The organism is bacterium (assembly GCA_020854115.1).
In the GTDB taxonomy this organism is placed as follows: Bacteria; Patescibacteriota; Saccharimonadia; order CAILAD01.
The window spans coordinates 40,168-54,022 of the sequence record JADZGC010000004.1 but is presented as its reverse complement, the minus strand read 5'-3'; the positions used below and the strand labels follow the sequence as shown (position 1 = coordinate 54,022).

The 13,855-nt window shown below is 48.4% G+C and carries 17 protein-coding genes, 1 tRNA gene and 1 other RNA gene; 8 read left to right on the top strand and 11 right to left on the bottom strand.

The window, feature by feature from the left end:
* The first annotated feature begins 34 nt into the window (after nucleotides 1-34).
* Entirely contained in the window at nucleotides 35-1,600 is a 1,566-nt protein-coding gene (locus IT415_00600; GenBank protein MCC7543196.1) for a YifB family Mg chelatase-like AAA ATPase, read from the top strand.
* On the opposite strand, the gene IT415_00595 is transcribed toward IT415_00600, so the two are convergent.
* The gene (locus IT415_00595; GenBank protein MCC7543195.1) at nucleotides 1,587-1,934 is read right to left on the bottom strand and encodes a hypothetical protein; all 348 of its coding nucleotides are present in this window, start codon (nucleotides 1,932-1,934) and stop codon (nucleotides 1,587-1,589) included. The genes IT415_00600 and IT415_00595 overlap by 14 nt on opposite strands.
* 84 nt (nucleotides 1,935-2,018) lie before the next feature.
* On the opposite strand from IT415_00595, the gene IT415_00590 reads away from it, so the two are divergent.
* From IT415_00590 to rplT, 6 genes are read left to right on the top strand one after another with little or no spacing between them, the layout of a single operon-like run.
* Nucleotides 2,019-2,507 carry a DUF4446 family protein gene (locus IT415_00590; protein ID MCC7543194.1) on the top strand — a complete coding sequence of 163 codons (489 nt, stop codon included), beginning with the start codon at nucleotides 2,019-2,021 and terminating at the stop codon, nucleotides 2,505-2,507.
* Nucleotides 2,494-2,865, top strand: coding sequence for a polymer-forming cytoskeletal protein (locus IT415_00585; protein ID MCC7543193.1), 372 nt, complete (start codon nucleotides 2,494-2,496; stop codon nucleotides 2,863-2,865). Before IT415_00590 ends, IT415_00585 begins: the two co-directional genes overlap by 14 nt.
* Nucleotides 2,862-3,671, top strand: a complete 810-nt coding sequence (locus IT415_00580; GenBank protein MCC7543192.1) for a hypothetical protein — start codon at nucleotides 2,862-2,864, stop codon at nucleotides 3,669-3,671. Before IT415_00585 ends, IT415_00580 begins: the two co-directional genes overlap by 4 nt.
* Before the next feature lie 42 nt (nucleotides 3,672-3,713).
* Nucleotides 3,714-4,265, top strand: coding sequence for a translation initiation factor IF-3 (locus IT415_00575; protein ID MCC7543191.1), 552 nt, complete (start codon nucleotides 3,714-3,716; stop codon nucleotides 4,263-4,265).
* Nucleotides 4,234-4,431 carry a 50S ribosomal protein L35 gene (rpmI, locus tag IT415_00570; protein MCC7543190.1) on the top strand — a complete coding sequence of 66 codons (198 nt, stop codon included), beginning with the start codon at nucleotides 4,234-4,236 and terminating at the stop codon, nucleotides 4,429-4,431. Before IT415_00575 ends, rpmI begins: the two co-directional genes overlap by 32 nt.
* Nucleotides 4,428-4,772 carry a 50S ribosomal protein L20 gene (gene rplT, locus IT415_00565; GenBank protein ID MCC7543189.1) on the top strand — a complete coding sequence of 115 codons (345 nt, stop codon included), beginning with the start codon at nucleotides 4,428-4,430 and terminating at the stop codon, nucleotides 4,770-4,772. Before rpmI ends, rplT begins: the two co-directional genes overlap by 4 nt.
* A gap of 13 nt (nucleotides 4,773-4,785) precedes the next feature.
* On the opposite strand, the gene IT415_00560 is transcribed toward rplT, so the two are convergent.
* From IT415_00560 to IT415_00520, 9 genes are all read right to left on the bottom strand, one after another.
* Nucleotides 4,786-6,123, bottom strand: a complete 1,338-nt coding sequence (locus IT415_00560; protein MCC7543188.1) for a DUF4012 domain-containing protein — start codon at nucleotides 6,121-6,123, stop codon at nucleotides 4,786-4,788.
* Nucleotides 6,124-6,181: 58 nt separating this feature from the next.
* Nucleotides 6,182-7,297, bottom strand: a complete 1,116-nt coding sequence (locus IT415_00555) for a glycosyltransferase (protein MCC7543187.1) — start codon at nucleotides 7,295-7,297, stop codon at nucleotides 6,182-6,184.
* A 5-nt stretch (nucleotides 7,298-7,302) separates the two neighbouring features.
* Nucleotides 7,303-8,715 (bottom strand): sugar transferase, encoded by a 1,413-nt coding sequence (locus IT415_00550; protein ID MCC7543186.1) that lies wholly within the window; start codon nucleotides 8,713-8,715, stop codon nucleotides 7,303-7,305.
* A 61-nt stretch (nucleotides 8,716-8,776) separates the two neighbouring features.
* An RNA gene (rnpB, locus tag IT415_00545) (RNase P RNA component class A) lies at nucleotides 8,777-9,167 on the bottom strand.
* 32 nt (nucleotides 9,168-9,199) lie between these two features.
* On the bottom strand, nucleotides 9,200-9,604 hold the full coding sequence (locus tag IT415_00540) for a ribonuclease HI family protein (protein MCC7543185.1): 405 nt from the start codon (nucleotides 9,602-9,604) through the stop codon (nucleotides 9,200-9,202).
* A 4-nt stretch (nucleotides 9,605-9,608) separates the two neighbouring features.
* The gene (locus IT415_00535; protein ID MCC7543184.1) at nucleotides 9,609-10,391 is read right to left on the bottom strand and encodes an undecaprenyl-diphosphate phosphatase; all 783 of its coding nucleotides are present in this window, start codon (nucleotides 10,389-10,391) and stop codon (nucleotides 9,609-9,611) included.
* Nucleotides 10,388-10,795, bottom strand: coding sequence for an HIT family protein (locus IT415_00530; protein MCC7543183.1), 408 nt, complete (start codon nucleotides 10,793-10,795; stop codon nucleotides 10,388-10,390). The genes IT415_00535 and IT415_00530 overlap by 4 nt, the downstream gene beginning before the upstream one ends.
* A gap of 7 nt (nucleotides 10,796-10,802) precedes the next feature.
* On the bottom strand, nucleotides 10,803-12,224 hold the full coding sequence (gene purF, locus IT415_00525) for an amidophosphoribosyltransferase (GenBank protein MCC7543182.1): 1,422 nt from the start codon (nucleotides 12,222-12,224) through the stop codon (nucleotides 10,803-10,805).
* Nucleotides 12,225-12,244: 20 nt separating this feature from the next.
* Nucleotides 12,245-12,321 (bottom strand) — tRNA-Pro (locus tag IT415_00520).
* Between the two features lie 91 nt (nucleotides 12,322-12,412).
* On the opposite strand from IT415_00520, the gene IT415_00515 reads away from it, so the two are divergent.
* Complete coding sequence (locus IT415_00515) at nucleotides 12,413-12,958, top strand: hypothetical protein (protein ID MCC7543181.1); 546 nt, start codon at nucleotides 12,413-12,415, stop codon at nucleotides 12,956-12,958.
* A 202-nt stretch (nucleotides 12,959-13,160) separates the two neighbouring features.
* Here IT415_00515 and IT415_00510 read toward each other — a convergent pair whose 3' ends face one another.
* Nucleotides 13,161-13,781, bottom strand: a complete 621-nt coding sequence (locus IT415_00510) for a site-2 protease family protein (protein MCC7543180.1) — start codon at nucleotides 13,779-13,781, stop codon at nucleotides 13,161-13,163.
* Nucleotides 13,782-13,855 lie beyond the last annotated feature (74 nt).

Sequence of the window (13,855 nt, the reverse complement as noted above, 5' to 3'; positions counted from 1 at the left end):
TTTGTACGCTATAGTGCTTTCAAAGGGGGTACTCATGATCGCACAAACCTATACACTCGCCCACCACGGCGCACAACCACATCCAATTACTATTGAAACAGATGTGTTTGCCGGCCTACCAGGAATTACGATTGTTGGCCTACCGAGTAAAGCGATCGAGGAATCACGAGAGCGCATTCGCAGCGCGATTCGAAATAGCGGGCTCGAATTTCCGCCGCGTAAGGTAACTATTAACTTAGCGCCAGCCGATGTAGCAAAGACTGGCATTAATTGTGATCTTGCGCTCGCCATGGGGATCCTCGTAGCAACCAAACAGCTCCCCGCCCTCTCAAAGGACATTTGCTTCATGGCCGAGCTAGCCCTTGATGGTTCGCTGCGACCAACGCACGAATCTATTGCCTCTGTCTTAAGTGCTAGTCGTGCAGGATTTCGAACGATTGTGATAGATCCACATACACAATTAGATATTCCAAAAATTGACAACCTAGAGATATTACGGCCGGCGAATTTGCGAGAACTGTATCTTCATTTTCTTGATGAAAAAACGCTTATGGCGTGGCATGGTAGCGTAGATAAGCTTGCATATGCAGGAATGATTTCGAGTAAGTCAAACCCACTTGCGCACATCCGCGGTCAAGTAATGGCAAAGCGCGCCTTGCAGATCGCTGCTGCTGGCAATCACAATATCTTAATGATTGGGCCTCCTGGAGTGGGCAAAACTTTGCTTGCTCACAGCCTACCGTCGCTCATGCCCACTGCAACCCTAGAGGAAACGAAGGAAATATACTACATCCACTCTTTAGCGGGCGTCAAGCCACCCATGCCGTTCGGAGCGCGACCTTTTCGAGCTCCGCACCACAACGCCAGTGAGCACGCATTGATTGGTGGCGGGTCTAGACCTCGGCCCGGAGAGATTAGCTTGGCTCATCGCGGAGTACTCTTTCTCGACGAATTGCCTGAATTCTCACGCAGCAGCCTTGAGACCTTGAGACAGCCACTCGAGAATCGCGAGGTCACAATTGCCCGAGCCGCCATGACCGCAAGCTATCCGGCAAACACTCTGCTCATAGCGGCCATGAACCCCTGCCCTTGCGGCTATACAGGATCGAATAGTCGCCCGTGCAACTGCACAATACAGCGCATACAGAGTTATCAGAAACGTATATCCGGCCCACTACTCGATCGTTTTGACATCATTGTATATCTCGAAGCGGAAAACGATGTAATTAATACATCATTAGCTGACTCACCTATAGATCCGAGAGAACAAATATCCACTGCACGCACTCGCCAAGCAACGCGCTACAGAGAAACAGCATATCTCCACAATAGTGACATTCGCTTTGATGACATAGACCGCTTTATCGGGCTAGAAGACAGCGCAATCCAGCTCTTAGCACTTGCTCAGTCAAATCTAGGGCTTACTCAACGGGCCGTTCAACGTATCCAACGTGTCGCGCGCACAATAGCGGACCTTGAGGACAGTAATATCATCAAAAGAAGTCATTTAGCTGAAGCGCTACAATATAAACGAACCGATATCGATAACTCTCATGGGTATAAAGTTGACAATACCCAAGCAGCCGCTACTGTAGCTTGATAAGTTCCGTTAAGTAAGATTCAAGCCCAGTCCTGGTAAGCACCCCCCATAGCACCGCATAAAGTACAGCCAATCCTGCTGCAGCTATCATGAGATGCAATAGTTCTTTGCGTACCACTCCTGCCTCATGAGGAGTAAGTGCCGAATATTTTTGTGGAACAGCTTTCTTCTGCTTAACAGCCGCTGAGGCACCCTTCTTAGTCGCCATTTTCTTGTGCGCGACCTCATCCTGACTGCTTTCCATCGAATTACTCGGCGCTAATTTCCCTGGATTACGAGGCGTCTCACTCGTTTTACTAGCTCGATATTTCAGATGCTTTTTTCTATTAGCCATATCAAAAGCAATTGTATCTGAAGCTCAACGAATTGCCAATGTTTTCTCGAAGGGGCTATAATAAGCAGTCAACGGAGGTATGAGGTGGAAGTAATACTAATCGCATTTGTAGTAGGACTTATTGGACTGTGCGCTTACTTGCTATGGCGTATCATAAAGATTGAGCGAAACTTCGGAGAGTTCTTCAATAGCAAGGATACCCAAGGAAGCATCATGAGCCGCCTGAATCAGTACGCCGATCAAGAAAAAGATCAGAATAAGCGCTTAGCAAAGCTAGAAGAACGCACACAAAAGCTACAGGGCTTGGCAGAGCACGGCCACTCGAGAATAGGCTTCGTACGATTTAATCCGTTCGCCGATACTGGAGGCGATCAAAGTTTTTGTCTGGCTGTACTCGATTACAAAGGAAATGGCTGGGTTATATCGAGTATCCATGCCCGAACTGGATCACGCGTATACGCCAAGCAAATCATTCTTGGTCAAAGTTCACACAATCTCTCAGATGAAGAAGCAACAGCCGTAACAAAAGCACTCAAGCAAAACCCATACCAGGAGAAGCATGGCTCGAAATAAGCTCCCTTTCGACTACCGAACTCATGCCGGGATATACCTCTCCTCGTTCGTTCGTGGTGATGTAACGGTCCAATCTAATGATGATGTTGTAATTGATGCAACAGTATCGGGGTCGATTCATACAGCCGGCTTTTGCGAGATTACTGAAAACGGTGCATTTGAAGGTGACATCACTGCTCGCTCACTCGTTATTTTCGGCGCGACTAATGGCGACAACACCGCCAGCGACACAATGGAGGTCAAAAGATCGGCAAACATCAAGGGAGTGTACTCATCTCCGAGCATCCATATTGAGCCTGGTGCACTCGTCAGCGCACGTATTCATCACACCGATGCACGAAGTAGTGGGCCGCTATGATTGTCTACTCCATTCAAGACTCATTACAGCAATCTGATCGCACAAAAATCGTGCAACTCATTGATGCCTTTGCTCAAGACTTACGACTCCAGGTAAAGCATGTGGCTATTTCGGAATTAGAGACACGACAGAGCCAAACACATATCGCCACACTACTCTCTATCGGTGATGCGTTGTGGCAAGCGCGATTTCTAGGTGCGGTTTCGGAAACCTTGAGAAATAACCATGACCTAGTACTAGCCCATATCACCCCTCGAGTACAAAAAATACCCATTGCACAAATACAAGCCACTGTCTTAAAGAGCCAATTCAAGCAAGAACTACAAACTATAGCTGCCCGTAAAATTACTCGTATGCCGGTATTTTCATGCGACAACCACCTCTTCCTCAATCAGCTTGAACTCACTACCGGTCAGACAGCATCTACCACACTAGCGATTGATGCCACGAATGGTAATTCTCGATATCATCTACGCTGCCCGGGGAGTATCGTCCGACTCATCCCACTTCAATCTAGTGACAGCGACCCAGGAACGCTGTTGCAGCTTCATATTTTACATGAAGGCTCACCAAAAGCGCGGCACACACAACCGATATTTCGACTCGTCAAAGAACAGATGCATGTTCGGCAAGATCAAGAAGATGTTCTACATATCCCCATAAAAAAGGCTACAATTCACACTGAAACGAGCCTTCTCTTCGAGAATGATCCGCACCAAAGGACTAGTCGCCAGTTCTCTATCGAAATCCTACCCTGGAAATTACGCGTCATAACAGCAAAAAATACCCCCCAAGATATTGATTAATCTGTAGTTTTCTTGTAGACTTGATCGAGAACGAGTAGGAGTATCCAGAGTATTAGCAAGCGAATTCGCGTCAATTATCAGATAACGGCCGACCCGGTACGGTTAATTGACGCCTCAGCACGGCAAGTAGGAGTAGTGTCTATCAAAGAGGCTCGACGACTTGCAGAAGAAGCCGGACTTGATCTGGTTGAAGTTTCACCTCTGGCTAAGCCTCCCGTAGTTCGTATCATAGATTGGGGTAAGTTTCGCTATGAGCAGGATAAGGCTCAGCAAAAAAACCGCCGCAATCAAAAACAATTCGACATTAAACAGGTTCGATTGGGACTTAAGACCGATACTCACGACCTCGACGTCAAGCATCGTGCTGCCGTCAAGTTCCTAGAGAAGGGCCACAAGGTTCGCGTCAATGTACGCTTCCGTGGACGCGAGATTACACATCCGGAACTTGGTCGTATGGTACTCGATAAGTTCTGCGATCGTCTCTCCGAGATAGCAACAATCGAACAGGCTGCCGCGCTGAATGGGCGCGAATTATCAGCTGTATTAGTAGTAAGGAAACAAGATGCCAAAGGTAAAGACCAACAAGACTGCTAGCAAGCGGTTCAAGATTACAGGATCAGGTGCGCTACTGCGTCGCCGAGCTACCCGTGCACACAAGTTGAGTGGTAAGCCAGCTGATCGAAAGCGCGGATACACCAAATCCCATGCCGTGAGCGCAAGCGAAACAAAGACCGTTAAGCGAATGCTGGGAGCCTCATAATGCGTGTAAAACGATCTGTTACTGCCCGACGTCGCCATAAGAAGATCCTCGCCCTCACTAAGGGCATGGGCCATACACGCCGCGCATCATACCGCAAAGGCCACGAAGCAGTCTTGAAGGCACTTAGCTACAGCTACCGTGATCGCCGTAATCGTAAGCGCGATTTCCGTTCACTCTGGGTGACACGAATCAATGCAGCCGTACGACCACACGGACTCAGCTATAGCACATTCATTTCTGGCCTAACCAAAAAAGACATCAAACTCAATCGTAAGATGCTTGCTGAGCTTGCCGTGAAGCAACCACAGGCCATCAAAGCACTCGTCAAACTCGCGAAATAAACGTAGCAAAACTCTACTCCGCTTCCGATCTAAAATCATACTTCAACTCGAGATCCTGTTGTTCCTGGAATATGTCAAACTGGATGATTCGATTATCAACAGTCGTTGCATTACTAGGCAGATCAGCAACAACATACCCAGCAGGTGCATGAATTCGCACCTTAACGCGCTGTGGTGAAGCACCAAACTGATAGAGGACCCACTGACTGCCCGATATACGCCCACTGATCTCTTCTCTGCGCTGCAAGGTATAGGTGAATGAAATATTTTTAGTCTCTTGTAGCCCTAGCTGCATCTCCTCGGTATATTTCACCCATCTGTTTGTACTCTCTAGCACTATTGGCGCCTCATTGTCATCTACTGGTCGTGCGCCAAGAGGCAAATATACCTGTATGGCTGAGATATCGGTACCAATTATATCGTTCCCCCCGCCCGTTCTAGGGTCGACATATGATAGTTTCTCACTCGCAGTATGCGTACGAGTGATATCTAATGAATATCTATCCTTGCCATCGCTACCAATATAGTAGTCAAGGGATATATTTTGCTTAATGCTCATACTTGCTTTACCTGCATCTAAATTCGAGCTGGTTATGAGCAGGGCATTTTTCGCACCGATATACTCCTCTCTAGAATTAGTAACCACTAACCTGCTCGGATCACTGATATTGAGTAAAGCTCGTGCTTGTTCACCTGCAGAAACACGCCCTAGGAGGCTATAGTACCTTCCTGTATCGCGCAACGATAACTGAGGAATTCTCTGGATTATCTCGTTCGCTAATACAGATAACACACTTTTTGGGTCCTTTCCGATAACACGATCTTTCCCTGATTCAACTTCCAGCTGTATGGTTTTCAATACATTCGTAGAATCGACTGTAAGATTGTACTCTCGCAGCTCAATCGGTCCAGTGATATCCAATATACTCTTTAGTAGATCTGGTGTTATTTCTACAACATTATCGATTTTTTCACCAGAAACCCGGGAGTATACATCGTGCGCCCTTTGCAGGTTTAGTGAAGTTATTGGCTCACTTAGACTATCGGCGATTCGTAGCGAGTCTGTAAAACGCCCCATGTAATTTGGCGCCACTACAAAACCCACCTTATCGTCCAGACGATGATCATAATAATATACGCTGCGGATCTCCCTAATTGCTATATTATCGCCATCTCCTCGCAGCACTCCAATAGTCCCTACAAATCCCCCGCCAACCCTCAAGGCGTTATTATTTGCAAATAGCAGTAAGGTCGTTTTTGGCTTAACCTTGTCACCAAGTATAGCACGAATAAATGTTGTGGTTTTATCATCAGTATTTCGGCTAATCAACAACCCTTTAAGCGGTGACAAGGCGGCAACCAGCCCAAAAAAACAAATAATCAATATAGGTAAAGCAAATCGTTTTATATTAGCCAACACTTTCGAGGCTCGCCCTAACCACTCGCTGTAGCTCTGCAATAAACCGCTCTCTTGAAAACTCCTGAGCACGTAGTTGCAATATATCCGCATCATAACAAGTCGCGTCGTACTCTTGAATCGCCCGCACAAATGCGGCCACACTTTGCTGTCGCACTAATACGCCAACGCTATCCGCAACAGTCTCGGTAGCCCCTCCTCGCCTATATGCAATCACTGGCGTCCCAGAGGCCAATGACTCGACCGGCGTGATCCCAAAATCTTCTTCGCCCGGAAACAGGAAGGCACTAGCATGCTGGAGGTACGCTTCAACCAAGCTATCCTTCACCTCTCCAAGGAATTGCGTCTGTGGACCAGCTATCTTTCTCAGGCTCTTGAGTTGCGGGCCAGCACCAATAACAATAAGCGGATAGCCGGCCTGCTCACATGCCTGCACAGCGATATCGATACGCTTATATGGCACTAAACGGCTGACCGCTAACATATAGCGATCTGGCACATGTCGTGGCCGAGGATGCCGTCGCTTCATAAAGCGTTCGACATCTACAACAGGGTAAACTACCTGACTATCGCGCTGGTAGTATTTCTGTATCCTTTTCTGTACATGCTTTGAGTTAGCGAGTAAGACGTCTGGCCTCTGTGCTGCCGCAAAGTCCCATTTTCTAGCTTTCTGGACCGTACGTCGCAACTGCCAGCGAGCGAGCGGATCAAGCACCCCAAAACCAGGATGCGCCAGATACTCTGCATAGTGGCTCCATAGATATCGGGTGGGCGTATTTATGTAAGATATATGAAGGGTCCGCTCATCAGTAATAATTCCTTTGGCTTCAGCTGTCGTAGAAGAAATTACAACATCATATCCTTTGATATCGAGCTGCTCAAAGGCTAGTCGCCTCATACCCGAAAAAAGCTGATGCTTCTGCTTTGCAAGAGGTATGTTTTGAAGAAAGGTTGTATGCACCCTCTTATCCCGAAAGAGCTTTAAGCGCTCTGGATTATAGACACTTGTATAGAGGTCTGCCTGGGGGTACGCTTCTAGCATTGCAGCTACAACCCGCTCGGCGCCACCTAAGTTTGTTAGCCAATCATGTACAATGGCGATACGCACGCGCCCTAATATCCTTTTCGCCCGAAGATCACCAAAACAGTGCGAAAGAGAATCCGAATATCTTGCCAAGCACTCCAGTGTTCGACGTAGTATACATCAAGCTTCACGCGATTTTCGTACGAGATGTCATTTCTACCAGATACCTGCCAGAGGCCTGTAATCCCCGGCTTAATGAGCAAGAATGTTGCACGCTTATCTCCGTACCGCTTCAGCTCGGCTTCAACTACCGGACGAGGACCAATGATACTGAGTTCGCCTCGAAGAACATTGATAATTTGCGGGAGCTCATCCAGGCTCGTCTTGCGCAAGAACTTACCGATTGGCGTTACTCGTGGGTCATCTTTAAGTTTCTGTTCTTTGGCGAATTCAGCGGCCAACTTCTTGCTCCCAAGCTGCTCGAGAATTTCTTTGTCGCTCTTTCCAGAGTAGCCAGCACCTGTCGAGAATTTCGTATACATACTACGAAATTTCCAAACTTGAATTTTCTTACCATCACGCCCAATCCGTTCATGTCGATAAAACACCGGCCCCCTGTCCGTTAACTTGATAACTAGCGCTATCGCAAGCATAATCGGAGTCAATATTAGTGTCACGACAATTGCCATACAATAATCAAGTATTGCCTTATAAATTCGCCACCACCCATCAAGTGGTGTGCGCACGACCTCAATCAATGGAAGCTCAGCAACTAACTCCGACTGCGATCGCGTCTGGAAGAGCCCAGCTATAGTCGGCACAAACTTATATCCAACATGATGCTCATGAGTTAGCGTGATGTACTGAAGTTGTTTCTCAGCCGAAACATCGTATTCCGCAAGTACGACCTCATCGACTAATCTCTGCTTCAACAAAGCTTCTAACTTTGTATATTCTGACTTTGCATGCGGGATGATCCCAGCCAGCACATAGCCTCGTTGCTTTTGATAGGCATAGGTAAGATTGTCTGCCATCTCACCAGAGCCAATGACTACTACTCGCCGTCGCCCTATACCAAAGCGAAACAGCCATCGCTGAAAGCTATTGAGTACAAATCGTACTACAATCACCGACAAGAGAGAAATGACGAGGCCATATATCACGACCGCCTTAGATGGGAAAAGTGGCTTTGTTGTAAAAAAGTCTACGATAATTAAGAACATCGTGCTCGCAGAAACAGCCGCAACAACTTTTCCGTATTCGACCCATCGACTACGAGTCGAGTCGAAGCTATATAAACCAACCACAGCAAATAGCGCTACACTAACAGGCACAAGCGCTACCATAGCGCCGAGATAGTCATAGCCAGGGATATTGTAGACCGTAGGCTTGAGCGTATATTCAACGCGAATGATATATGCAAGCACCCAGCTTGCAATCAAAGCCCCCGCATCGAGCGGTATCAGAAGCAAGTTAAATAATAGTTCGCTACGTTTGCGCATCTGTATCTATTGTACCAACCTGATGACCCTGCATAAAGACTCACTGAGCATGAGTTCTTATGCGGACAAGCAAGCGATAAGCCGAATTCTGTCATCAACGAGCCTATCTCGTGATGGGCAGCCATCTCTCTCTGACCGATCGTAGATCGGCCAGCGTCGTAGTTCGCCTACGATCGTGCGACGTATCCATTTAAAGAGCGAGTGCGCTCTGATTCACGAAGAATCAAGGATCCATAAGCCTTGCAGCAGGTGGGGTTTACCATTACCGTATGTCACCATACAGCACTGTGCGCTCTTGCCGCACTCGTTTCACCCTTACCGACATAGAGTCGGCGGTATCGTTTCTGTGGCACTATCCCTCGGGTTACCCCGGGTCGCCGTTAGCGACCACCATGCACTCGAGCTGTTCGGACTTTCCTCCCAAAATATTGGGCGGCTGCCTACTTGCTTGCTACATTATTTTACTATATTAATCTATATTTGTCTAGTTATCACTATGCGCGTCCAAGCAGGCATTCACTGCTGCATCAGCATCCTTATTGTGCTCGCGCAGGACGTGATGGAAGCGAACCGTTAGGCCCCGTAAGGCCTCTTGTACGGCCGCATACTGTCGCTGCATGTCTGGGTGCTTGACCTTATACTGGCCCTCTAACTGCCTTACAACGAGCTGGCTATCGAGGTAGAAGTTGGCTTCGGCTAATTGATGCTTGCGCATCAGCTCTATCCCAAGCAACACAGCCTGGTACTCTGCCAGATTATTGGTTGCGATGCCCATATACTCGCTCAGGGTGTCAATGACTTGCCCTTGATCATCAAGTAGGACTGAGCCGGCGGCGGCAGGACCCGGATTACCGCGAGAGCCACCATCACAGTGAATGCGCGCTACCATCTTCCTACCACCTCTGCCACAACACGATTAGCACAAGTACTGCAAACACCGCACGATAGAGCAAGAACACTCTCAGGTCATGATGCTTAAGGTATGCTAGCAGCCAACGGATAACAATGAAACCACCCAGCGCAGACACCAGTATGCCCACGCCCATCTGAGCTAGCTCCATGCCCGTTGGCTGAGACTGTACGATGCCGAGCATCTTATATAGGCCCGCGCCCAGCGCCATAGGAGTACCGATCAAGAAGCTAAATCGTGCTGCCTCTTCGCGCTTGAGCCCCACTGCAAGACCCGCAGCAATGGTGGCGCCAGATCGAGATACGCCGGGGATTAAGGCAAGTGCCTGACCAATACCAATGAACATCGCATCACGGCGTACGAGTTGCTCAAACGTCTTGCGTTCTCGGGCATTCCGATCAATAACCCAGATTACCGTTGTGGCGACCAAGATACCGATTGCGGATATCAATATTGCAGCTGACCCTTCGTGAAAGACCTGGTCTATGATCTTCTCGCCAAAAAATCCAACCACCCCACCGGGAATAGATGCAATCAAGATCATCCAAGGTAACTCACCTCGTTCACGCACGATCTTTACGAAGTCACTCCAAAAATACCAGATCAATGCGGTCGACGTCCCGATATGTAAGGATGCATCAAATGCCAGGCCCAGGCCTGGAAAATTGAACAGCCACGGAATGATCAGGAGATGTGCGCTTGACGATATCGGCAGAAATTCAGTAAGCGCCTGTACTAAACCTAGCAATATTGCAATTGCGATCACTGTATTGGATGCTCCTTGAGATATGACCGTATCTTATCAGCTTCTTCTTTTAATTCTTCTGAGCTCACTGTGTGTGCTCGAGAGATGTTTATATCGTCCTCGGTATACAGAGGAAATACGTGCAAGTGCGTATGCGCCACCTCCAGACCCATCGCAACCAGTGCAACCTTTGGTGACTGATAAATTGCTCGAAGCGCCTGAGCATATTGTCGAGTTACTGCCATAAGGCGTGTGTATTGATCCTCTGGAAGCTCTTGAAAATCAGGCTCTTCCGCGACAGGTATCACCAGGCTATGCCCCGAGGTATGCGGTCGAATCGTCAGAATAATAAAGACCGTTGAGTCCTGATAAATAATCTCACCCGGTATCTCGTGCTGTCGAATCTTAGTAAAAATGCTTGCCATACTCGTACTATGCTACCGCATTTACCGGCTGCTTGGAATCAATCATCTGCACTTCGTCGGTGCGCTCGCGAAGATCAATTGGATATTCTCCCGTAAAGCATGCTAAACACAACGAATCCTTAGGACGATCAATCGCCTCAAGCATACCTTCAACTGATAAATACCCCAAACTATCAGCCCCAATTGCTGCTCCGACTTTGCGCGTCGCACGAAGCTCCGAAGCAATCAATTTTGATTGATCTGGGGTATCTATACCATAGAAGTCTGGATACAGCACTGGGGGCGAGCTGACACGCACATGCACGGTCTTTGCTCCGGCAGCTCGCACAAGCGCGATGATCTGCTTCGTAGTTGTACCGCGCACAATAGAATCATCAATCAATACCACATTCTTGCCGGCAACGACCTCTGGAAGGGGGTTGAGCTTCATGGCAACTGCTCGCTCTCGCAGGGTCTGATCAGGCGTAATAAACGTGCGGTGAATATAGCGATTCTTGATAAGTCCGTGGTCGAATTCGATACATGATTCCTGAGCGAACCCAAGCGCAGCCGGTATAGCGGAATCAGGGACCGGTATAACTACATCGGCGCGTACTGGCTGTTCCTGTGCCAGCTTCACGCCCAAGCGACGGCGCACTTCATTCACCCGTTGCCCCTGGAGTAAGCTATCGGGTCGAGCGAAGTAAATATATTCAAATACTTCGAGCCTTTCATCCGGCTCCTCGATCTGGATCGATTGCAACTCACCGTTTTTTATTTCAATCAATTCACCAGGCCGCACGTCACGCTCATACGAAGCCCCAATGATATCAAAGGCGCACGTTTCAGAGGCGATCACATATCCTCCACCCGGCAATCGGCCAATCGACAGTGGGCGTATGCCACGACTATCGCGAAAGGCTATCAAGCGATGCTGGCTTAACATCAGACATGAAAAAGCCCCTGTAAACAGTGGCCAAGCAAGCTGCAGCGCTTCGACTGGGTTCTTGCCATGATAACGCCAATATCTGATCACGTCGGCCATCATCTCAGTGTCATTACTGCCCTGCTTCAGGAGTTTCTTTGATCGCAAGAACTTCTCGAGCTCAGTAGTAGAGGGCAAATTCCCATTATGCGCCAAAGCTATCACGTCATCACCGCGCAGCACAGGTTGCGCATGTGCATCATGCTTACCCCCTGATGTAGCGTATCGGTTATGCCCGATGGCTGCGAAGCCCTTGAGCGTAGAAAGGGCTTCATCATTAAATACTTGTGCAACAAGGCCAGGCTTTTTATGGGTATAAAAGCGATCGCCATCAGTCGTCACAATCCCCGAACTCTCTTGTCCGCGATGCTGCAAGGCAGAGAGCCCATAATACGTCAGTCGAGCAACATCTTCTCCAGGTGCATATACTCCAAATACTCCACACTTTTCTCCCTGAAGATCCATGTACCTCCTCTCAGTAATCGTGGTCGGGGTGACAGGACTTGAACCTGCGACCTCACGGCCCCCAGCCGTACGCGCTAGCCACCTGCGCCACACCCCGTTAATTTCCTGTTGTCCCCATTGTACCAGCTTTCATGATCTGACGCGCCACTTGACCGGCCTAGATATATACATAATAATAGTGCTTAAGCATGAAAATCAAGCAGCCCAATAAGTCCCATACCCTTCTCGCCAAGATCGGGAATAGTGATGTTACTACCGAGTCGCAGTTACTTAAAGACCGTGGCCTCCTCGAGCTATTCAGCTGGGGGTCAGACCGTGCTCCCCGCGCGCGCATCAAGGACACCCTAGCTCTACTCGTAAAACAAGGCGACATTACTCTTGGCTCTATCGAATCCGAACGTATCTATCGACTCACCGTAGCCGGCAAGCAAAAGCTACAACTATCTCACTATCGCATTGCCGCCGCCAAACGTCCTGCTACCTGGAACCAGCGCTGGCACTTTGTCACCTACCAGATACCTGAATCTAAAAAAATTGCACGTAACCAATTTATTATTGAGCTCAAACGTATCGGCTTTCGACGTTATGCTCCTGCCCTCTGGATCTACCCATATGACACATCAAGGGCAGTCCACCAGATAGCCAACTATTACAAGGTCGCACAATATATAGATTTCTTACGTGCCGACACCATATCCAAACCCTCCACCTGGCGTAGGCATTTCGGACTATAAATCAAAAACTCCCCAAGCGTCGAGAACGGTATCTTCCCTGGCAACAAACCAGGTGGGTGCTCGCAGCATAAGCCCGAGAGCAAGTCATCAGGTTAGCAATCTAAAGCTCCCGTTTCAATACGTAAGCAGAAAAGATACATGAGTTCTTTATCGTGCGCTTGCGGAGTCTACAGCCATTATATCAGAGCTGACCCTCACCCGTTTAAATGCCTAGAAGCAACCGCGTAACTGAAGTGACGGCAGCAGCCAGCGGACCGGATATTAATGGATAGACCAGGAAGAAAATAATCATCAGAGCAATTGGACCCGTACGCTCAAATTGCTCCATCGCCTCCATCACACGAGTTGGTGCAAAGGCATAGACCACACGCGACCCATCAAGCGGCGGAATTGGTATGAGATTGAAGAGTGCTAATGCGATATTGATAACTAACATATTTATTAGTAAGCCACCGCCAAATTCGGCGAGCAAAGGCACGAACCGCACTACTAGCGCCACACCTGCAGCCAATATCAGATTGCTAGCCGGTCCAGCGATTGCTATGAGTGCAGCCCCCTTGCGACCATATCGCACCATATATGGGTTAAATGGCACTGGTCGGGCAGCTCCAAAGATAATCGGACTCCCCATCAAGAGCAACATAAATGGTAGTGCGAGTGTGGTCAGAGGATCAATGTGCGCAGCTGGGTTCAGAGTCAATCGCCCCTGAATACGTGCTGTAGGGTCTCCTAGCTTATACCCTGCCCACGCATGACTAAACTCATGTATCGTGATAGCGATAACATATATAAATAGCAGTCGAACAATTTCGATAAGATCCATATATGCCAGTATACCCGATTCAAGAGGACTGCGCTGACATATCTATATGGGTTGCAGTTTTTGGCCGAACCTGC

Excerpts from the sequence above, each read along its gene's own strand:
- IT415_00550 (MCC7543186.1), bottom strand. The coding sequence starts at position 8,715 with ATGCGCAAACGTAGCGAACTATTATTTAACTTGCTTCTGATACCGCTC.
- IT415_00580 (MCC7543192.1), top strand. The coding sequence starts at position 2,862 with ATGATTGTCTACTCCATTCAAGACTCATTACAGCAATCTGATCGCACA.
- IT415_00530 (MCC7543183.1), bottom strand. The coding sequence starts at position 10,795 with ATGGCAAGCATTTTTACTAAGATTCGACAGCACGAGATACCGGGTGAG.
- IT415_00595 (MCC7543195.1), bottom strand. The coding sequence starts at position 1,934 with ATGGCTAATAGAAAAAAGCATCTGAAATATCGAGCTAGTAAAACGAGT.
- IT415_00515 (MCC7543181.1), top strand. The coding sequence starts at position 12,413 with ATGAAAATCAAGCAGCCCAATAAGTCCCATACCCTTCTCGCCAAGATC.
- IT415_00600 (MCC7543196.1), top strand. The coding sequence starts at position 35 with ATGATCGCACAAACCTATACACTCGCCCACCACGGCGCACAACCACAT.
- rpmI (MCC7543190.1), top strand. The coding sequence starts at position 4,234 with ATGCCAAAGGTAAAGACCAACAAGACTGCTAGCAAGCGGTTCAAGATT.
- IT415_00585 (MCC7543193.1), top strand. The coding sequence starts at position 2,494 with ATGGCTCGAAATAAGCTCCCTTTCGACTACCGAACTCATGCCGGGATA.
- purF (MCC7543182.1), bottom strand. The coding sequence starts at position 12,224 with ATGGATCTTCAGGGAGAAAAGTGTGGAGTATTTGGAGTATATGCACCT.
- IT415_00510 (MCC7543180.1), bottom strand. The coding sequence starts at position 13,781 with ATGGATCTTATCGAAATTGTTCGACTGCTATTTATATATGTTATCGCT.
- IT415_00540 (MCC7543185.1), bottom strand. The coding sequence starts at position 9,604 with ATGGTAGCGCGCATTCACTGTGATGGTGGCTCTCGCGGTAATCCGGGT.